Genomic DNA, 19,868 nt, shown 5'->3' on the forward strand with positions numbered 1-19,868 from the left:
ATTCATTAGCGAAATAACATAGATTCGAAGAGAGGCGGTTCGAAACTCTGATAGGGGCTTCACCGCTCCCTCCCCCCGAGAGATTATTCCAAATAAGTATAGCCGTAAAGCCCACTTCTGTAGTTGCTCAGGAACTCTTTGCCTTCTTCCAACGATATTTTTCCTTGCTTCACGCTCTTGGTAACCCAAATTTCGAGTTGTCGAACCAATTTTTTCGGATTGTATTGCACATACTCCAGCACCTCTTCCACGGTTTCACCATCAATGATTTGATCAATGTGATAAGTGCCGTTCTTCACTGAGAGGTGCACGGCATTGGTATCTCCGAAAAGATTATGCAAGTCGCCGAGGATTTCCTGATAAGCTCCCACGAGGAAAACACCGATGTAATAAGGTTCGTTACGTTTTAAGGCGTGAACGGGAAGCACGTGTCCGGTGCGCCCTTCGGTTACGAAATTGGCAATCTTTCCATCGCTATCGCAGGTAATGTCTTGCAACGTGGCTTTGCGCGTGGGGCGTTCGTTGAGCCGTTGGATGGGCATGACGGGAAAAAGCTGGTCGATGGCCCAGCTGTCGGGCAGCGATTGAAAGAGCGAGAAGTTGCAGAAGTATTTGTCTGCCAATAGTTTGTCAAGATTGCGAAGTTCGTCCGGAGCGTGTTTCATGCTCTTTGCCAATATGTTTATTTCATGGCAGACGCTCCAATACATGGCTTCTATGGCGGCACGAGTATTCAAATCCACCATACCATGTGAGAAAAGCTCAAGCGACTCCTCGCGTATCTGCTCGGCATCATGCCAGTCTTCCAACATGTTTCGGGAGTCAAGATTATCCCAAATGGCATACAACTCACGCACTAACTGATGATGGGTGTCGTTTGCCTCAAATTCTTCAGGCATTTCAGGTAAAGAAGCGGTCTCCAAGACATCAATGACGAGCACGGAGTGATGAGCTGCCAGACTTCTACCACTCTCCGTGATGATGTTCGGATGAGGGATTTCGCTTTTGTTCGCCGCATCAACGAAAGTATAAACACAGTCGTTGACATATTCCTGAATGGTGTAGTTCACCGAACTCTCGCTACTTGATGAGCGAGTGCCGTCGTAATCCACGCCAAGTCCACCGCCACAATCAACGAAATCTACATTGTAGCCCATCTTTCTTAGATTAACATAGTACTGTGCAGCCTCGGTGAGTGCGGTTTGGATGCGCCGTATCTTCGTGATTTGCGAACCAATGTGAAAGTGTATCAAACGCAAGGAATCATGCAGTCCGTTCTTATCAAGCAATTCCAAGGCTTTGAGCAGTTCAGAGGCGGTCAGTCCGAACTTGGAAGCATCGCCACCGCTGTCAGACCATTTGCCGGAGCCGGTGGAAGCCAATTTAATGCGAATACCGAGATTAGGTCTGACGTTCAACTTCTTAGCAACCTTGGCTATTATGTCAATCTCATTGAGCTTTTCCACAACGATAAAGATGCGTTTGCCCATCTTTTGCGCCAGCATAGCCAACTCAATGTAACTCTGATCTTTGTAGCCGTTGCAGATAATGGGCGAATCGCTCTGACATTGCACTGCGATGACGGCGTGAAGTTCCGGCTTGGAACCGGCTTCCAATCCGAGATTGAATTTCTTACCGTGCGAGATAATCTCGCCTACCACAGGTTGCATCTGATTGACCTTGATGGGGTAGATGATGAAATTTTCGCCTTTGAAATCGTATTCCTTTTTGGCGATGTTGAAACAAGAAGACGTTTTCTCAATACGATTATCCAAAATATCCGGAAAACGAAGCAAAACAGGAGGCGTAACATCGCGCAGGAGCAATTCATCCATAATGTCCCGCAAATCAACTTGTGTGTTGTCTTTGCAGGGAGTTACATAAACATCGCCTTTCTCGTTTACTCCGAAATAGGAAGTACCCCATCCATTGATGTTATAGAGTTCCTTCGCGTCTTCAATTGTCCATTTTTTCATAACTTTTCAGTACCGTGATGAGAGTTGCTTGCTTCGTTAATATAAGCCATTTATCTCGTAGTGAGAATTGTTCATTTTATTAGTGAGGGTATTTTCCTCGTTGATGAGAACTGCTCATTTTGCTTTCAACGGCAGGCAAACGGTCGTGCAACCTCTTGATTTTATGTTTTCGCAATATTGTTAGTATCGTGTCTCGGATATTTCTTCTGTCATCGAGGATGAAAGCTGTGAGAAGAATAGCTAAACATTTAGCATTTCACGCACTTTGTCCACCGAATGTTTTATTTTATCGTAACTATCCAACAGATTAATGTCAAGGATGTGCTTAGCTTTAAGGTAGAAAGGTTCGCGGAGCTTCAACTGTTCTCTCATGAAAGTCAGCACCTCCTCCTCCGTTTTATTAAGCAACAGTGGGCGAACGGTCTTCCCCATGCGGATATGCCCATACAAGACATCCGGCTTGGCTTGCAGATAGATTGTTTCCCCCTGAGCGTTCATATAGTCCATGTTGTCAAAAAAGCATGGCGTTCCTCCGCCACACGAGATAATTACATCCTCGAATTCGGCTACTTCGTGCAAGAGATTTCGCTCTATCTTTCTGAAACCGTCTTCCCCCCGCTCATCGAAGAGTTGTTTTACCGTTTTTCTCATTCTGTTTTCGATGTACCAATCCAAATCGTAAAACGGCATATTCGCCTCTTTTGCCAGCATCTTGCCTATCGTTGTCTTGCCGGCACCCATATAACCTAAAAGGATGATTCTTCTCACCTTTGCTTTGTTTTCTTCATTCATCATGAATTACGTTCTCCTTTCGCAATAATAAGGAGACGAAATGGGGGTTATTTCTTTCTGCCACGTCCTGATTTAGGTTCGGGGGCGTTCTTAATGATTTCCTGACACTCGGCATACGTTAGCTCGGCAGCCTTGGCATGCAATGCTTTCGGCATGCGATAGTTCTTTCCGTCGTAGGCGATGTAAGGTCCGTACCTACCGTTCATAACCTCCATCTTATCGTCCTCCGGGAAAGTCTTGAGATGTCGGCGTGCATCCGCCAATCGTTTCTTCTTTATCAGTTCAATGGCGGTTTCCAATGTTACCGTTAGTGGATTTTCTTCCTTGGGCAGAGAGACATATTTCTTGGCGTGCATGACATAAGGTCCGAAGCGTCCGGCACCGATTACCACATCGGAGTCCTCGAATTTTCCTACTGTTCTCGGAAGTTTGAACAACTCCAGAGCCTCATCGAGCGTCAGATTGCCCATGCTTTTCTCAGCCGGCAATTGCGCAAACCTTGGTTTTTCCGAATCATCGGCTGTCCCAATCTGCACCACGGGTCCGAAACGACCAATCTTTACGAACACCGGTCTGCCCGATTTTGGGTCGATTCCGAGTTCGCGTTCTCCGGCTTTATGCTCCGATCGCGCGTTCATCACCGCCTCGACCTCAGGTTCAAAGTTCTTATAGAATTTCTTCATTTCCGCATTCCATGTCGCTTTGCCTTCCGAAATCTTATCAAACTCCTGTTCTACTTTTGCCGTGAAATTGTAATCCATCACTTCCGGGAAGTTTTCCATTAAGAAGTCATTGACAACGATGCCGATATCAGTAGGAATGAGTTTACCTTTGTCGGCGCCCACCATCTCCTTTTTGTTTTTGGAACTTATCTTCAAACCTTGCAATACATCAACGACATATTTCCGTTCTTCCCCTTTCCTATCTCCTTTCTGCACATATTCGCGCTGTTGGATGGTTGATATGGTGGGGGCGTAGGTGGATGGGCGTCCTATTCCCAACTCCTCAAGTTTATGTACCAAGCTTGCTTCCGTGTATCTGCTTGGTCCCATGGAATAACGCTCTGTGGATATAATGTCTCTGCGTTCCAGTTCATCGCCTTGTCTCATTGCCGGTAGTGCGTGCGAGAAGTCATCGGCATCGTTTTCGTCATCGGTCGATTCCCGATAAACTTTCAAGAATCCGTCGAAAGCTATCACCTCACCGGTTGCTACGAACAAAAGATGTTCTTTAGTCTTTCCTTCCGCATCCTCAATGGCAATGTTCACGGTTGTCTTATCAATCTTTGCGTCTGCCATCTGTGAGGCAATGGTGCGTTTCCATATCAAGTCGTAGAGTCGTTTTTCCTGATTCGTTCCTTCAATGGAGGTTTTATTCATATAAGTAGGTCGGATTGCCTCATGTGCTTCCTGTGCTCCCTTGCTGTTAGTATGAAACTTCCTTATCTTTCCGTATTCATTTCCATACAGTTTTTCAATTTCTTCTTTTGCCGTATTTATAGCCAACGAGGATAAGTTCACACTGTCTGTACGCATGTAAGTGATGCGTCCCGCCTCATAGAGACGCTGCGCCACCATCATGGTTTGACTTACGGTAAATCCGAGTTTACGTGCCGCTTCCTGTTGCAAAGTGGATGTGGTGAATGGTGGAGCGGGCGTGCGCTTTAAGGGTTTCTTTGCGATGGCAGATACTAAGAATTTGGAGGTCTTACATAACTCCATGAACGCCAAAGCCTCATCGTGGGTCTTGAATCGTTTGTTCAATTCCGCCCTCACTTCATTCTTTGTTCCGTCTTCGCCCGTAACGGCAAAGACGGCATTAACCCGATAATAGGGTTCCGACTTGAAATTGGCTATTTCTCGTTCACGTTCAACAATGAGTCTTACGGCAACGCTCTGCACGCGTCCCGCGCTTAAAGCCGGTTTCACCTTTCTCCACAAAACGGGCGACAGGCGAAAGCCTACCAATCGGTCAAGCACCCTGCGCGCCTGTTGGGCGTTTACCAGGTTCATATCCAGTTGTCTCGGGTTCTCGATGGCAGCGAGTATTGCCGGTTTGGTAATCTCGTGGAAGACTATTCTGCTGGTCTTCTCTTCATCAAGTCCCAACACTTCGCAAAGATGCCAGCTGATGGCCTCTCCTTCGCGGTCCTCATCGGATGCCAACCATACTTTTTTAGCGGCCTTGGCATTCTTTTTCAGTTCGCTGACAATCTTCTTTTTCTCATCCGGAATCTCGTAATCGGGTTCCAGAGTATTCAAGTCGATACTCAGTTCTTTCTTTTTCAGGTCGCGAATATGACCATACGACGACATCACCTTAAAATCATCGCCCAGAAATTTCTCAATCGTTTTAGCCTTGGCAGGGCTCTCTACTATCACTAAATTATCTTGCATATCGGCATCATATATTTTTCAAGAGCGCAAAAGTAAGCAATCTTTTTCATACACCTTATATATAGCGCGTAAAATTTCTACTTTTTTAAGCATTGCGCTTCATTTCAAGATATTTTATCAGTGCGCGCCGGATGGAACGCATTCCAAACTCCTCGGTGTGAACTTCTTCCAACGGCAGCCACAGTGCCTCTTCCGCATCATCATCGGTTGCCAAACAGGAGGTATCATCCACCGTACAAACATAGAATGAATCGAGTGTGGGCACGTCGAAACCACTGTAAGTGTATTTATTGGGCAGCGAAGCGAAATAGCTCATTGTGGTTACGTTCAGATTGGTTTCTTCTTTCACCTCTCTTCTCAAGGCTTCCTCAATGGTCTCGCCTATGTCGGCAAATCCTCCGGGCAGGTCGAGCGTACCTTTTCCGGGTGCTTTCTTTCGCCTTACCACCAACAATTCCCCTTGTGCGTTATGAATAAAAGCCGCGACAGCGGCACTCGGATTAAGATAATACTCAAATCCGCAATTCTCGCATTTTTTGCTTTTATCGTTTTGCGGTTCAAAATGCTCGCTGCCACATATGGGACAGTACCTGAATTTTTCTAATATGTGCATGATTTGGTTCATTGTATGTTACCTGTTCAGAGACCGGAAAGCTCGTCCGGTAACGCCTTTTTTACTTTGGGTCGTTGCAAATTTACATAAAAATAAGTAGGAACGCACGAACATCGCCATATTATTTCCACTTTTTCTTGTTTTTTACCAAATATCAAGCGCAGAAAATCAAAAACGCCTCTGTCATCCATAAAGCGCACGTGAAAAACATGAGAAGCAACTCACAATGAAACATCTGCTTGTGAAAACTAAAATATGATTACCAAATGGGTGGGTTATTTGGCGTAAGACCGAGAGGCAACACAACCGCCTTCATCGCATTACGGTTCGGAAGTCTATGTGTTAAATTAACTCAAAAATAATTTATCTCCGTTTGAAAACTGCCTCATTACTGCCAATATCCTAAAAACCCTAAATCCTCAAGCCGTTTTTTTGCGCTTTTTTGCTAACTTTGTGCCACATCGCCTCCCGACACTCACCGCGCAATCCTTTGCGCCATCTTGTCAGAAGGTGAGTACATTCGAACGATGAACCGCAAACAGCCGGTTTTTTGAACTGAGAAACAAAAGAATAAAATCAACATAAGAGCATGAATTTCAGGAAACTTTTTGTGATAACGGGACTCTTTGCCGCATCAATGACGGTAATGGCACAACGAACTTTCGACGTAAATCTCTATAACGGCAGAGCTCCTTACAACAATGGGGACAAGCGCGACACCGCAAAGGTGCGCGTTTACTTGCCACTCGAACGCGAAGCCACCGGAAGAGCCATCGTCATCTGCCCCGGAGGGAGCTACGAAAGTCTGTCCATGGACACCGAAGGCTACGACTGGGGAGAGTTTTTCCAAAATCAGGGCATCGCTGCCATCGTCTTGAAATACCGTTTGCCGAACGGAAAGCCGGAAGTTCCCATCGCCGATGCACAACAAGCCATACGATTGGCACGCCTGAACGCCTCGGCATGGAGAATCAGCCGCAACAAAGTCGGCATCATGGGTTTTTCCGCAGGAGGACATCTCGCGGCGACCGTGGCAACTCAAGGCAGAGGGGAGGCAAAACCCAACTTCCAAATTCTTTTCTATCCGGTCGTTTCCATGATGGAGGGATACGGACACAGAAAGAGTTTTCATAATTTTTTAGGCAGAAACCCAAGCAAGCACGACCAACGGAAATACAGTGCCGACATGAACGTGAGCCGGGTAACGCCACCCGCTTTCATCGCGCTCTGCGATGACGACGACAGTGTTCCACCGGCAAACGGCGTGAATTATTACATGGAGCTGTATCGCAACGATGTGCGCGCTTCGCTTCACGTCTATCCGGATGGAGGACACGGATGGGGCAGCAAAATAGGCTTCCGATACCACGAGGAATTGATGATGGACCTAAAAGCATGGCTTCGCAGCTTCTAAGGGAACAACGAATAACGGAACATCCGAAATGGAAAAAATCGCAATCAAGGCTAAGGCTTTGATTGCGATTTTTCTTTACACAAGCTTTCAAATGAAGTCTCTTTTTTCAAGATGCCTTGACTTTGATTTCAAATACGCCATTCATTCTGATTTTCATATCTCACTGTGTTACAACGGAATACAGATTATGCAAAAAGAAGACGACCAACAGCCACAAGTTCATCCGTCGTTTTCTATGGCAATGGCTATACCTTTTGGGTGGCAAAAGCTAAACAATGGCGACACAAAAGGTAAGGTATTGCATCGCAAAAGGTAAGCAATTGAAGCAGAATCGCTCAAAGACCTCGTTTTTTCGGCTCGATAAAGCCCACATGAACCTGCAACAGAAACATTTTTATTTCTAAAAGCAACTTTTCGGAAAGTTGGTTTTTCAACCATAAATCTTTACAATGCCATGGTTCCATTTCATATCTCTCGCAATTTCATCGGGGAAGGAAAAGGATAAAAATATTTTTTCATTAACTTTGCAAATGACATGAAACAAAGTAGCGACCACACATCCGAAAAAGAAAATCCTCGCACACACGCTATGGAAATAAGCCGGGAAGTAAAGCAATTTGTCCTCGCTCACAGGCTTTCTTCCCCTACAGAGTTGGCGTTGCGCGCGACACGATATCCTGACATCGACATGCCGTTCGCACTTGACCAGATTGCGGGGTGGCAAACCGCTCGCAAGAAACTGCCTTCATGGGCGGAGAAGGAGGACATCGTGTATCCGCCACATCTCGCCATGGAGCAATGTTCATCGGAGCAAACGGCACGTTACAAGGCAAGATTGGTGCAACGGCTCGCCTCAGAATATGACGAAGAAAAAGCAGAGCAAACTGTTGGGGACCATGAACCGGTCTTCCTTACCGATTTGACAGGTGGACTGGGTGTGGACTTCTCGTTCATGGCGCAAGGTCGCAAGGCAACTTACGTGGAACGACAGTCGCAACTTTGCACCATCGCTGCCCACAATTTCGCAGTATTGGGATTGGAGAAAACAAAGGTGGTGAAGGGCGACGGAGCGGAGTTTCTCCATGAAATGGACTTTTCTACGATTACTTATCTCGACCCGGCAAGAAGGGACGACCATGGAGGAAAAACGGTGGCGATTAATGACTGCACGCCGAACCTTTTGGAATTGAAAGACGAACTAATCAGGAAGAGTGGTTACGCCATCGTGAAGCTCTCGCCGATGCTTGATTGGCATCAGGCACACGCACAGCTCAACGCCACAGCCGACATTGTGAGGGAGATACACATCTTGTCGGTGAGAAACGAATGCAAGGAATTGCTCTTCGTGCTGAGAGAGGGCACCAACCCACTCAAGATATTTTGCATCAACGACAACGAGAATTTCACAATGGAAGCAACAGTCGCCGTCGCACATCGGGAAATCATCAGGGAGAGAAAGCCAGAAACGGGGGATTTCCTTTACGAGCCTAACGCGTCCATCATGAAAGCGGGAGGTTTCGGAGAATTGACGGTGCGATATGGTGGGGAGGCGATAAGCCGAAACTCGCATTTGTTCGTTTCCGATGTCGAAATCAATGACTTTCCGGGACGTGGCTTCGTCATAAAAAGAGTGAGCACATTCAACAAGAAGGAATTAAGAAGTGCTCTCAACGGAATTTCCGCTGCCAACATTGCCACTCGCAATTTCCCCATCAGTGCCACTGAACTGCGCAAAAAACTAAAATTAAAGGATGGAGGGAACAACTACGTCTTTGCCACCACCGACAATGACGGCAGACACCTGTTGCTGATTTGCGAGAAAAGCAAATGAAGAGGTGAAAACTAAAAAGCGTGGGAAAATAACAAATAATCTCAAAAAGAAGCATTAGATTTGGAAAAAGACCGAAAAGTTTGTACTTTTGCATATTTGAATGATAAAAACAACTTAAAGAGACATGTCGTCAGTACAAATAAAGAAAGTCGAGACAGCTAAGGATTTGAAGACTTTCATAGAGTTTCATTACGACCTTTACGAGGGAAACCCATACGATGTTCCCAATTTATATAGCGATGACTTCAACACTCTGTCGAAAAAACGAAACGCAGCGTTCGACTTCTGCGAGGCGGAATACTTTCTCGCGCTCAAAGATGGGAAGGTGGCAGGGAGAGTGGCAGCCATCATTAATCACAAGGCAAACGACACGTGGAAACAAAAAGACGTGCGGTTTGGATGGATCGACTTCATAGACGACTTGGAAGTATCGACGGCATTGCTAAAAGCCGTGGAAGACTACGGAAAAGAAAAAGGCATGGAACACATCGTGGGACCCTTGGGGTTTACCGATATGGACCCGGAAGGCATGCTGACATGGGGCTTCGACCGATTGGGAACGATGGCTACCATCTACAACTATCCTTACTATCCTCAACACATGGAGAAACTCGGAGGATGGGAGAAAGATAACGACTACGTGGAATACCTCATCAAAGTGCCCGACAGAGTACCGGAGAAGCTCACAAAGCTGTCGGAAATGATTGAAAAACGATACAACCTGCACGTGAAAAAACTCACGAAAAAAGACATCTTTCAAGATGGTTACGGAAAACGGCTGTTCAAACTCATCAACGATACCTATAAAAACATCTACGGCTTCTCGGAACTGAGCGACCGACAGATAGACCAATACATCAACATGTATTTCCCATTTGCCGACTTAGACTTGATAACAGTTATCGAAGATGGGAACAAGAACAACGCCATCGCAGGCATGGGCATTACCATCCCTTCGTTGAGTCGCGCGCTGCAAAAGTGCAGAAGAGGCAGATTGCTGCCTTTCGGATGGTGGCACATCCTGAGAGCCATCAAATACAGCAAGACGGAAGGCGTGGATCTGTTACTGCTGGGCTTCCTGCCGGAATACAGAACAAAAGGTGCCAACGCACTCTTGTTCAACGACCTTATCCCACGCTATGTGGAACGAGGATTTAAATGGGGAGAAAGCCAAGTGGAAATGGAAAGCAACTCAGGCGTACAAAGCCAATGGAGCATGTTCGATACGGAAAACCACAAAAAGAGAAGATGCTACAGAAAAACACTTTCCACAACATCGAGCCATTCGGAACAAAAAGGAAAAGCTGTCTAAAACGAGAATATGAACAACAACCCAGTAACATACACCGATGATAATATCCGACACTTGTCGGACATGGAACACGTTCGCACGCGTCCGGGAATGTATATCGGACGATTGGGCGACGGAAAACTACCCGAGGACGGCATCTATGTACTCCTGAAAGAGGTCTTGGACAACTCCATCGACGAATTTAAGATGAATGCCGGCACACGCATAGAAATCGATATAGATGACAATTTGCGCGTATCGGTACGCGACTATGGGCGAGGCATACCACAAGGAAAACTGATCGAAGCGGTATCAGTCCTAAACACCGGAGGAAAGTACGACTCTAAGGCATTCAAGAAAAGCGTGGGACTGAACGGAGTGGGTGTGAAAGCAGTAAACGCACTCAGCAAACACTTCGAGGTGAAGAGCTTTCGAGAAGGAAAAGTAAGAGAACTGATGTTCGAGAAAGGAGAACTGAAGGGAGACCGAACACAGAAGACAAAAGACGAAAGCGGAACTTACATCTTCTTTGAACCCGACAACACACTCTTTAAGAACTACAGCTTCCACGATGACATTGTGGAAACCATGCTCCGCAACTACACCTACCTAAACACCGGACTGACAATCATGTACAACGGACAGCGCATAGCCAGCAGACACGGACTGGAAGACTTGCTGACGGACAACATGACCGTGGACTCGCTTTATCCCATCGTACACATGAAAGGCGAGGATATAGAAATAGCGTTCACACACACCAATCAATACGGTGAGGAATATTACTCGTTCGTGAACGGACAGCACACCACACAGGGCGGAACACATCAGTCGGCATTCAAAGAACACATCGCAAGAACCATAAAAGAGTTCTTTGGGAAATACGAGTATGGAGACATACGAAACGGAATGGTAGCAGCAATAGCGGTGAATGTGGAAGAACCGGTTTTCGAATCGCAAACAAAAATAAAACTGGGCTCCACAATTATGGCACCGGAAGGCGAGACCATCAACAAATTCGTAGGCGATTTCATCAAGACAAACGTGGACAATTTCCTGCATATCCACAAGGAAGACTTCACGGATATTCTCGAAAACAAAATAAAAGAAACGGAACGCGAACGCAAAGCCATGGCGGGAGTAACGAAATTGGCACGCGAACGCGCAAAGAAAGCCAGCTTACACAACAAAAAGCTGCGCGACTGTCGCGTACACCTCAGCGATTCCAAAAACGACAGAAAGGAAGAAAGTTGCATTTTCATAACAGAGGGAGACTCTGCCAGTGGAAGCATCACCAAGAGCAGAGACGTGAACACGCAGGCCGTCTTCTCTTTGAGAGGAAAGCCACTGAACTGCTACGGACTGACTAAGAAGGTGGTGTATGAAAACGAAGAGTTCAACTTGCTGCAAGCGGCACTCGACATTGAAGAAGGACTGGAAACGCTACGCTATAACAAGGTAATCGTAGCGACAGATGCCGATGTTGATGGCATGCACATTCGACTTCTCATCATTACATTCTTCCTGCAATTCTTCCCGGAGCTTATCAAGAAAGGACACGTTTATGTGCTTCAGACACCACTCTTCAGAGTGAGAAACAGAAGAACGAAGGTAAAATGCAAAAAAATCATTGAGGAGATTGACGCGAAACGGGCGAAAGGTGAGAAGAAAAACGACTTCGTTACATTATATTGTTACAGCGAAGAGGAACGGCAGAACGCCATTCGCAATCTCGGACCTGACCCGGAAATCACTCGATTCAAAGGTTTGGGAGAGATTTCCCCAGATGAATTTGCACATTTCATCGGTCCTGACATGAGATTGGAGCAAGTAACGCTTCACAAGAACGATCAAGTGCAGAAACTATTGGAATACTACATGGGCAAAAACTCAATGGAACGACAGAACTTCATTATTGATAATCTCGTAATCGAGGAAGATCTCGCAAACGATTCGGAGGAAATCACTGAGGGGGAGCAGCAAGTTTCCAAATAAAGCAATGCCACTTCAAGGAAGGTGGATGATGCCGTTAGCTTATGGAAGGCAACCTATATCAACATCCGCCATAAACATAACACCAAAAATAAATGAAAAAAAATCTATTCGCAGCCGTACTTCTCATGCTTCTTCCGGTATGGGCGACAGCACAGATAAATATAAATTTTGGAGAAAACTCACCACTCAGGAAATTGCAAATGGCACAGATAGCCGTATCAAATTTCTACGTGGACAAGGTGGATGAGGACAAACTAACCGAAGATGCCATCAGAGGAATGCTCAAAGAGCTCGACCCTCATTCCACTTACACCAACGCCAAAGAGACAAAAGATTTGAACGAGCCACTGCAAGGCGATTTCGAGGGAATCGGAGTGCAGTTCAACATGATTGCCGATACACTTGTCGTGATACAACCTGTAGTGAATGGACCATCGGAGAAAGTGGGTATCGTGGCAGGAGACCGCATTGTTACAGTGGACGACACACTCATTGCCGGCGTAAAGATGAATCGCACGGAAATAATGAAACGACTTCGGGGAAAGAAGGGCACAAAGGTGAAACTCGAAATTGTAAGACGTGGGGTGAAAAACAAACTCACTTTTATCGTTACACGTGCGAAAATTCCGGTACATACCATCTATGCTTCTTACATGATTCGCCCGGGAATAGGCTATATCAGATTAGAGAGCTTCGGTGCAAAGACCCACGAAGAATTTATGACCGCCATCGATTCGCTGAAGCAACAAGGCATGAAGCGACTCATTCTCGACTTGCAGGAGAATGGGGGTGGATATCTCGAGGCAGCAGTGCAGATTGCCAACGAATTCCTGCAGAACAACGACATGATTGTATATACCGAAGGACGACGCGTTGCACGACAAAGTTTCAAAGCACGCGGCAATGGTAAATTGCGCGACATGGACGTTTATGTATTGGTAAACGAATTTTCAGCCTCTGCCGCCGAAATCGTTACAGGAGCATTGATGGATAACGACCGGGCGATGGTCATAGGGAGAAGAACCTTCGGAAAAGGACTCGTACAGCGTCCGTTCCCTCTTCCCGACGGCAGCATGATCAGGCTCACCGTGGCGCATTATTACATACCGAGCGGAAGATGTATTCAGAAACCTTACAAAAAAGGAAATCAGGAGGATTACGAAATGGATTTGGAGAAACGGCTGAAGCATGGAGAACTCACCAATGCAGACAGCATTCATTTCGACAACTCATTGAAATATTACACGGTGCGAAAGCATCGCCCGGTATATGGTGGTGGTGGAATCATGCCTGACTATTTCGTTCCGCTGGACACCATAAAGTTTACTCGATTCCACAGACAAATTACCATCAAGAACATTCTAATGAACGCTTATCTGAGGTATATGGACAACAACAGGCAAATGCTCAAATCGCACTATAAATCGTTCGATTACTTCGTAAGGAGATACAAGGTGCCAAACAACTTGATGGATGAGATTGTGAATGAGGCCAAACGACAAAAGATTGAGCCTAAGGATGAGGAAGAGTTGAAAAACTCCATTATCTACATGGAACTGCAATTAAAAGCTCTCGTAGCGCGCGACCTCTGGGACATGAACGAATATTTCAGAGTGTGGAACGAACAAAACGACATCGTGAAGAAAGCATTGGAAGTCATGGGAGGAGTTGCTACCCGATAATTGTCTTTCACGCATGAAATGCCATGGGGAGAACGGCTATCGGACACTTCAACTCGTTCCGAAAGTAAGTTTTATCGCGCAAAGCCCAAGCCTTAAAGTGAAATTCGCAAACAACTTATTATCAACACTTCTCATCAACCTATCGACCGGTTGTAAAAAGCAACTATATTCTTATTCGAATAACAGACTGAATGCCGAAGGCTGTTGTCGTTCATTCAGCGTTATTGTCAAGACAGGGGACACGATGGTTGTTATTTTCCTGACATTCATAAACCCACATCGGTCATTAGGATTTCTTGATGTTGCATGGCATTGAGAAATCCTTTATTTTTTCCCAATGGTATCTTAAATTATTTTGTGCCCACGCAAGGTTCAGCAAATCATGAGACTTTATGTGTTTTGTTCCAATGTTGAATAACACCAATCTCCTTATGTCTTCAACTCGTATTCAGGTGATGGCAAACAGACGTTTGATAGCGAACATCCACTCCCGACCATCAACATGAAATTATATTACAAAAATCAAGTTCGGGACACACCTCGTAATCTATTGATAATCAAGACAATATTAATAGGGATTTAAAAGCTTAGCTTTTGCGCTCCAATACATGACCTTTTGCATTGCAAAAGCTTACCTTTTGGAAAGCAAAAGCTAAGCTTTGGATAGATGAATGAAGAAAATTCAGGACATTATTGAACTTTCCCATATAGCGAGGGATGGTTTTTCGCGTTTCCAATGCCCTACAAAAAAATAAAGAACATGCTTGTCTTTTGTTTTGCCCGGATAGGTGCAGGTGTTGATATAAACCCATACTGCCTGCCAACGCGTGGCAAGAATTACAAGGAAAGGAGGGGGAAAAAGACTTGGAATAAGACTGTGAGTGCGCTATCGACTATCCTTTACGCTCGTTTCCGACTCGCATTTCGTCCAACAGTCTCAATGCGGCGTTCTCGTTTGCTTCCATTATTTCCCGCTCACCGGGACCTTTGTCGTTGATTCCGCAGAGATGTAGAATGCCATGGATGATGACTCGATATAGCTCTTCTTCATAGCTTTTCCCGAATTTCTTGGCATTGCTGCGCACGGTGTCCAAAGATATGACGATGTCTCCATTAAGAATGTCTCCCTCACAATAATCGAAAGTGATGATGTCGGTGTAATAATCATGTCCGAGATATTCGTTGTTCACTTCAAGTATTTTGTCATCGTCCACGAACATATAGCCTATTTCGCCCACTTTGCGTTTGTAGCTTTCCGCAACTGCCTTAATCCATTCCGTGGTGGCGCGTTTCTTTATCTTTGGAAGCTTTGTTCCATCTGCGTTATATGTTATCATCTATTGTTGTTTTTTACGTGTTGCCTTGGGAGAAAGAAACCTTGAAGCGAGGTCAGCCATGAGACGCTTTTGGCAGAAACTCGCTGACATCGCGCCCGAAGTGGACAAGTTCTCTTACGAGGCTGGAGCTGATGCTCGCAAATTGAGGTTCGGCAAGAAGCAAAATGGTTTCCAAACCACCGATTGCCCTATTGATATCGGCTTGTTCCCGCTCATATTCAAAGTCCTTTACGCTTCTGACTCCTTTGATGAAGAACCGGACGTTCTCGCGTTTGGCGAAATCAACGGTAAGGTCATCATAAGCCTTAACCATTATTTTAGGTTCACGGGCGTAGATGGCACGAATGCGTCCGACCCTTTCTTCGGTATCGAGCATGTATTGTTTCCGTTCGTTGATACCCACACCGATGATGATTTTATCGAATAAGGGCAAGGCGCGACGCACGATGGAGTCGTGTCCGATGGTGAAAGGGTCGAAGCTGCCCGCGAATAATCCGGTTGTCATTGTTTTGTACTTAAAAAATAAAGGGAGCCACGATGAAGTGAACTCCCTGCAAAAGTACGCTATTTCTGCTATATTACCAAATTATGACTACCGATTATTTGCCTGCCGTAATGGATTGGATGTCTTGCAGGGTTACATTTCCGAAAACATTGATGATGCTTAAATCATCTTTTTCGGTGGTCAGGAGCACGAACTCGTTTTTTCCGTTCTTGTATCGCTTCTCGTAAATGGTAACGTGCTCTCCCCCATCCCTTACTTGCATTACCAATGTGTACCTCATCTTTCGGAAATAGTTGATTGCCGTCTTCTTGATTTCCGGTATCAACGTCGGTCTCGCACATTCAAGTACTTGAAGATGGTCGAGTTTTCCGGAGATTTTGGAGATATCCTTATTGCTTGTCGGTACGTTCTTTATCATGCGCAGCATCGCCGTTGAGATATATACGGTGGTAACGCCGTTCATGTCTTCATACTTATCGAATAGCGCCTTTTGAGCAAACGTCAGGCAACTGAAAGTGCCGAGTAAGAGCAAAAGCCATATTCTTTTCATTGTTCTTTAATCTATTTGATGGTTGGTTATGTTTTCTACTTTTTCTAAGCCCTTGTTCAGGCTTCTTGAGAATTTCGTCAGCGCGCGATTGGTTTCCGCATATGCGTCTTCCGGGTTCTCATAAGTGTCGATGGTTTCCATTTGACTCGTCTGCGCTTCACTTTCATGGTGATAAATCATAATGCCTGCAGTGAAGAGCAGGAGCAACGATGCAGCCACGCCCATGACCCACCTTAGTCCGATTCGGGTAACACGCCGGCGCGCTGTCGTATCAATGACGTTCCATTGGTCTATTCTTCGTTCCACACGCTCTTGCAAGTCATCAGGAATGGAGACTTCACTCGGGCACAAGGCAAGGAACAGCTTTTGTTCCGACTTCAATTCGTCCGCGATGTCGTTGCCACTGAAGTATAACTTCAACAACTTCTCTTCGGCATCGGTGGTTGTTCCGGAATAAAACTTTTCAATCAAATTCTTGATATCGTCCTTATTGTTCATCTTTTCATCTCCTTTATCTGTTCTCTGATTTGTTTTCTTGCCCTGCTCAGTATGGTACGGACATTTGTTTCGGAAAGTCCCGTTGCTTGACTGATTTCGTTATAAGGCATTTCCTCTACATCGCGCATCAACATTATTTTCCCTTGTGGGTCGGGAAGCCGGGTTATCATTTGCTTTATCCGTTCACACTCGTCGATGGTTTCCAACTGTCGCGCCATGTCCACGTGCTCTTTTATTTGCATTTCGGCGATGTCTTTCCCCACCGTTTCGATGTGTTTGGCGCGTTGAACATCATAGAACGCCCGCCTGAGTACCGTAACACTGTAAGCCTCCGCATTGTCGATGCCGTGTAGTGTATCTCGTTTCGTCCACAATCGCAGATAAGTGTCTTGCACCAAGTCCTCCGCCCATTTGCCGTTACCGGTAAGTCTCCATGCCACAGCATAGAGTTTGCGATGGCATGGCAGGAAGAGTGATTTGAATTGGGAGGCGTTCATGTCCCTGTATCTTATTTTTTAGAAAAAAGACTGTTCTTATCGTTAATCAACGCGTGAACATCTTTCGGGCGAATCTTACCTTTTATCAGCAACAGGGTACAGTCGTCGCCATCGGAACTGACAATGACAAGCTCACGGATGCAGTTCTTTTTCATCTTGGTCAGGATGAGCGACTGCTCGTCTTTCGACTTCTGCTGAATAAGTTTTTCGTATCCGCTCGTCTTCAGTCGGTTCAGCTTGTCCGCAAACGAGAGCTTCACGTCGGAAGAACAGTCGCTCAAATCCAAAATTCTCACTGAAGACACGGCACGCATCACTTTCCGATCGGATTCATCCTCATCTTTCGCAAAAACAGAGGCTAACTTTATCAACAGCTTCGGGATATGAACATAGTCCGCGTGTTCACATTTTTTGAACTCACCGAACAGATCGGAAACGTTTACCGAGTTGGTTTGAGCGTCTATCGTGCCGATACCGACACCAAACACGAGAATTAAAGATAAGAACAAACGCCTCATAAGCCATGAATTTTATTTGGTTTGACTTTCTACTATCTTGTCGATTTCCTTTGGATTGACATGTCCATCGATTTTCACTAAAGTGCAATCCTCATCATCCAACACGAAGATAATAAGACTGTTTACTTCATTTTCCGTTCCTTTGGTTAGGATTTTCACTTTCTCGCCTTCAGAATTCACTTTAATTACTTCCTGATACTCTCCGAAATTTAATTTCCCGAAAGCCTCTCTCAACTCTTTCTTTAACGATGGACTGGAGTTTTCCAACGCCAATACTTTCATTCCATCAATCTGCTCCGATAATTTTACCAACTCAGGGTCATCGGAACTGCTCATTCCCAATCTAATCATGTCCTTTGACAGGTTCAGAAACGTTACGTTTTCTTGGTTTTGAAATCGATTGAAGACATCGTCTATCGTTTGTCCCCATCCGGTCATACTTGTTGCGAGTAGCGCAATTGCGATAATAAATACTTTCATGCGTTTTAATTTTAAAGGGTTTACAATTACATAGACGTGAGTTGTTGGGATTTTGTGACAGAAAAAGCAAAAAAAACAAATAAAAACTCAACTTTCTTCTTCCGGGAACGCGGAAACGTGGCTTCGCGCCACGCGCAAGGAAGAATAGCCATCAATCGAAAAATGATGGTTCGGCGGTTTTGGAACCTGCCATGCCGCGTCCCAAATGCTCGTAAGCAAGCGGAGTTGCCATGCGTCCTCTCGGTGTTCGCTTGATGAAACCCTCCATGATGAGATAGGGCTCGTAAACCTCTTCCAACGTTCCGGAATCCTCGCCGATAGCCGTGGCAATAGTGGAAACACCCACCGGGCCGCCACGAAACTTGTCTATGATGGTAAGCAATATCTTATTGTCGATTTCATCAAGACCATAGCTGTCGATATTAAGCGACTGCAACGAGTTTCGAGCTATCTCATGGTCGATGGTTCCATTGCCTTTCACTTGCGCGAAATCGCGAACGCGGCGCAAAAGCGAGTTACAAATACGAGGAGTGCCCCGCGAACGGCGCGCTATTTCTATCGCAGCATTGTCCTTAATGGGGATGCGGAGAAGCCGGGCTGAGCGTTTGATGATTTTTTGCAATGTTTCCGGATCGTAATACTCAAGATGGAGATTGATACCGAAGCGAGCTCGAAGGGGCGCAGTAAGCAGTCCGCTGCGTGTGGTGGCTCCCACAAGCGTAAAGGGGTTGAGGTCGATTTGAATGGAGCGGGCAGACGGTCCTTTATCTATCATGATGTCGATGCGGTAATCCTCCATTGCCGAATACAAATATTCCTCGACAACAGGAGAAAGCCGATGAATCTCGTCTATGAAGAGCACATCGTTTGGTTCGAGCGACGTGAGAATGCCTGCCAAATCGCCGGGCTTATCGAGAACGGGACCGGAAGTAATCTTAAATCCCACTCCCAACTCGTTGGCAATGATATTGCTCAACGTGGTCTTTCCCAAACCCGGAGGTCCGTGAAGCAAAGTATGATCGAGAGGTTCGCCACGATATTTCGCAGCCTCGACAAAGACTCGCAAATTATCCACCACTTTTCGCTGTCCGCTGAAGTCATCGAACTTGGGGGGGCGTAGCGCGTTTTCAAAGTCTTTCTCGGCCGAAGTAAACCTTTCTTCTCTTATATCAAAATCTTCATCCATACTGTCTGCTTGTTTTTACCAAGCGCAAAGATAACGATTTTAATTGAGAAAAGACAGATAAGCAGGCAATTGGATGGATAAAATCTCACAGAACAAGGAAAAAACGAAGGATTGCCGAAAACCCATTGACAGAATGAAAATAAAATATATATTACTGTCCGCTAAACATCCCACATTTTTTATGAATTAGGGCTGACACTTCTCACGAGGTATCAGCCCTTTTTGTTATCTTTGCTTTTGTTTCCAAACTCAGATAACATGGGCAAAAGTACACATTTCTTCGGACAGCCGGTATATGGTCAGCTGA

At 45.6% G+C, this 19,868-nt stretch carries 18 protein-coding genes; 6 read left to right on the forward strand and 12 right to left on the reverse strand.

The window, feature by feature from the left end; genetic code table 11:
* Positions 1-83 precede the first annotated feature (83 nt).
* From speA to ETF27_RS05970, 4 genes are all read right to left on the reverse strand, one after another.
* A complete protein-coding gene (gene speA / locus ETF27_RS05955) occupies positions 84-1,976 on the reverse strand; it encodes a biosynthetic arginine decarboxylase (RefSeq protein WP_130830310.1) in 1,893 nt (630 codons plus the stop codon).
* 240 nt (positions 1,977-2,216) lie between these two features.
* Entirely contained in the window at positions 2,217-2,744 is a 528-nt protein-coding gene (locus ETF27_RS05960; RefSeq protein ID WP_130830643.1) for a shikimate kinase, read from the reverse strand.
* Positions 2,745-2,815: 71 nt separating this feature from the next.
* On the reverse strand, positions 2,816-5,164 hold the full coding sequence (gene topA / locus ETF27_RS05965) for a type I DNA topoisomerase (RefSeq protein WP_147785581.1): 2,349 nt from the start codon (positions 5,162-5,164) through the stop codon (positions 2,816-2,818).
* A gap of 85 nt (positions 5,165-5,249) precedes the next feature.
* Complete coding sequence (locus tag ETF27_RS05970) at positions 5,250-5,777, reverse strand: NUDIX hydrolase (protein ID WP_130830312.1); 528 nt, start codon at positions 5,775-5,777, stop codon at positions 5,250-5,252.
* Positions 5,778-6,366: 589 nt separating this feature from the next.
* Between ETF27_RS05970 and ETF27_RS05975 the strand changes: the two genes are divergently transcribed.
* The 6 genes from ETF27_RS05975 to ETF27_RS06000 all read left to right on the forward strand — a co-directional run bounded on the left by ETF27_RS05975 (position 6,367) and on the right by ETF27_RS06000 (position 13,990).
* On the forward strand, positions 6,367-7,191 hold the full coding sequence (locus ETF27_RS05975) for an alpha/beta hydrolase (RefSeq protein ID WP_130830313.1): 825 nt from the start codon (positions 6,367-6,369) through the stop codon (positions 7,189-7,191).
* Positions 7,192-7,219: 28 nt separating this feature from the next.
* Positions 7,220-7,507: a hypothetical protein gene (locus ETF27_RS05980; protein ID WP_147785582.1), complete on the forward strand. Its 288-nt coding sequence runs from the start codon at positions 7,220-7,222 to the stop codon at positions 7,505-7,507.
* 219 nt (positions 7,508-7,726) lie between these two features.
* On the forward strand, positions 7,727-9,022 hold the full coding sequence (locus ETF27_RS05985) for a THUMP-like domain-containing protein (RefSeq protein ID WP_240048138.1): 1,296 nt from the start codon (positions 7,727-7,729) through the stop codon (positions 9,020-9,022).
* A gap of 124 nt (positions 9,023-9,146) precedes the next feature.
* Positions 9,147-10,334, forward strand: coding sequence for a GNAT family N-acetyltransferase (locus ETF27_RS05990; protein WP_130830315.1), 1,188 nt, complete (start codon positions 9,147-9,149; stop codon positions 10,332-10,334).
* Positions 10,335-10,343: 9 nt separating this feature from the next.
* The gene (locus ETF27_RS05995; RefSeq protein WP_130830316.1) at positions 10,344-12,308 is read left to right on the forward strand and encodes a DNA topoisomerase IV subunit B; all 1,965 of its coding nucleotides are present in this window, start codon (positions 10,344-10,346) and stop codon (positions 12,306-12,308) included.
* A 92-nt stretch (positions 12,309-12,400) separates the two neighbouring features.
* Positions 12,401-13,990 (forward strand): S41 family peptidase, encoded by a 1,590-nt coding sequence (locus tag ETF27_RS06000; protein WP_147785583.1) that lies wholly within the window; start codon positions 12,401-12,403, stop codon positions 13,988-13,990.
* Positions 13,991-14,883: 893 nt separating this feature from the next.
* Here the strand turns inward: ETF27_RS06000 and ybeY are convergent.
* From ybeY to ruvB, 8 genes are all read right to left on the reverse strand, one after another.
* Positions 14,884-15,327 (reverse strand): rRNA maturation RNase YbeY, encoded by a 444-nt coding sequence (ybeY, locus tag ETF27_RS06005; protein WP_130830318.1) that lies wholly within the window; start codon positions 15,325-15,327, stop codon positions 14,884-14,886.
* A 52-nt stretch (positions 15,328-15,379) separates the two neighbouring features.
* Positions 15,380-15,832, reverse strand: coding sequence for a pantetheine-phosphate adenylyltransferase (coaD, locus tag ETF27_RS06010; protein WP_147785584.1), 453 nt, complete (start codon positions 15,830-15,832; stop codon positions 15,380-15,382).
* A gap of 94 nt (positions 15,833-15,926) precedes the next feature.
* Entirely contained in the window at positions 15,927-16,382 is a 456-nt protein-coding gene (locus ETF27_RS06015; RefSeq protein WP_147785585.1) for a DUF4252 domain-containing protein, read from the reverse strand.
* A gap of 6 nt (positions 16,383-16,388) precedes the next feature.
* The gene (locus ETF27_RS06020; RefSeq protein ID WP_147785586.1) at positions 16,389-16,880 is read right to left on the reverse strand and encodes a hypothetical protein; all 492 of its coding nucleotides are present in this window, start codon (positions 16,878-16,880) and stop codon (positions 16,389-16,391) included.
* Positions 16,877-17,377, reverse strand: a complete 501-nt coding sequence (locus tag ETF27_RS06025) for an RNA polymerase sigma factor (protein WP_147785587.1) — start codon at positions 17,375-17,377, stop codon at positions 16,877-16,879. Before ETF27_RS06025 ends, ETF27_RS06020 begins: the two co-directional genes overlap by 4 nt.
* An 11-nt stretch (positions 17,378-17,388) precedes the next feature.
* Positions 17,389-17,895, reverse strand: a complete 507-nt coding sequence (locus ETF27_RS06030; protein WP_147785588.1) for a DUF4252 domain-containing protein — start codon at positions 17,893-17,895, stop codon at positions 17,389-17,391.
* A 12-nt stretch (positions 17,896-17,907) separates the two neighbouring features.
* The gene (locus ETF27_RS06035) at positions 17,908-18,375 is read right to left on the reverse strand and encodes a DUF4252 domain-containing protein (RefSeq protein ID WP_130830324.1); all 468 of its coding nucleotides are present in this window, start codon (positions 18,373-18,375) and stop codon (positions 17,908-17,910) included.
* Positions 18,376-18,526: 151 nt separating this feature from the next.
* Positions 18,527-19,561 carry a Holliday junction branch migration DNA helicase RuvB gene (gene ruvB, locus ETF27_RS06040; protein ID WP_147785589.1) on the reverse strand — a complete coding sequence of 345 codons (1,035 nt, stop codon included), beginning with the start codon at positions 19,559-19,561 and terminating at the stop codon, positions 18,527-18,529.
* Positions 19,562-19,868 lie beyond the last annotated feature (307 nt).

This window comes from Prevotella brunnea (assembly GCF_008016795.1).
Classification (GTDB): Bacteria; Bacteroidota; Bacteroidia; order Bacteroidales; family Bacteroidaceae; genus Prevotella; species Prevotella brunnea.

Bases quoted from the DNA above. Each gene is read 5' to 3' on its own strand.
- speA (WP_130830310.1), bottom strand. From the start codon at position 1,976: ATGAAAAAATGGACAATTGAAGACGCGAAGGAACTCTATAACATCAAT.
- topA (WP_147785581.1), bottom strand. From the start codon at position 5,164: ATGCAAGATAATTTAGTGATAGTAGAGAGCCCTGCCAAGGCTAAAACG.
- ETF27_RS05970 (WP_130830312.1), bottom strand. From the start codon at position 5,777: ATGCACATATTAGAAAAATTCAGGTACTGTCCCATATGTGGCAGCGAG.
- ETF27_RS05975 (WP_130830313.1), top strand. From the start codon at position 6,367: ATGAATTTCAGGAAACTTTTTGTGATAACGGGACTCTTTGCCGCATCA.
- ETF27_RS05980 (WP_147785582.1), top strand. From the start codon at position 7,220: ATGGAAAAAATCGCAATCAAGGCTAAGGCTTTGATTGCGATTTTTCTT.
- ETF27_RS05985 (WP_240048138.1), top strand. From the start codon at position 7,727: ATGAAACAAAGTAGCGACCACACATCCGAAAAAGAAAATCCTCGCACA.
- ETF27_RS05990 (WP_130830315.1), top strand. From the start codon at position 9,147: ATGTCGTCAGTACAAATAAAGAAAGTCGAGACAGCTAAGGATTTGAAG.
- ETF27_RS05995 (WP_130830316.1), top strand. From the start codon at position 10,344: ATGAACAACAACCCAGTAACATACACCGATGATAATATCCGACACTTG.
- ETF27_RS06000 (WP_147785583.1), top strand. From the start codon at position 12,401: ATGAAAAAAAATCTATTCGCAGCCGTACTTCTCATGCTTCTTCCGGTA.
- ybeY (WP_130830318.1), bottom strand. From the start codon at position 15,327: ATGATAACATATAACGCAGATGGAACAAAGCTTCCAAAGATAAAGAAA.
- coaD (WP_147785584.1), bottom strand. From the start codon at position 15,832: ATGACAACCGGATTATTCGCGGGCAGCTTCGACCCTTTCACCATCGGA.
- ETF27_RS06015 (WP_147785585.1), bottom strand. From the start codon at position 16,382: ATGAAAAGAATATGGCTTTTGCTCTTACTCGGCACTTTCAGTTGCCTG.
- ETF27_RS06020 (WP_147785586.1), bottom strand. From the start codon at position 16,880: ATGAACAATAAGGACGATATCAAGAATTTGATTGAAAAGTTTTATTCC.
- ETF27_RS06025 (WP_147785587.1), bottom strand. From the start codon at position 17,377: ATGAACGCCTCCCAATTCAAATCACTCTTCCTGCCATGCCATCGCAAA.
- ETF27_RS06030 (WP_147785588.1), bottom strand. From the start codon at position 17,895: ATGAGGCGTTTGTTCTTATCTTTAATTCTCGTGTTTGGTGTCGGTATC.
- ETF27_RS06035 (WP_130830324.1), bottom strand. From the start codon at position 18,375: ATGAAAGTATTTATTATCGCAATTGCGCTACTCGCAACAAGTATGACC.
- ruvB (WP_147785589.1), bottom strand. From the start codon at position 19,561: ATGGATGAAGATTTTGATATAAGAGAAGAAAGGTTTACTTCGGCCGAG.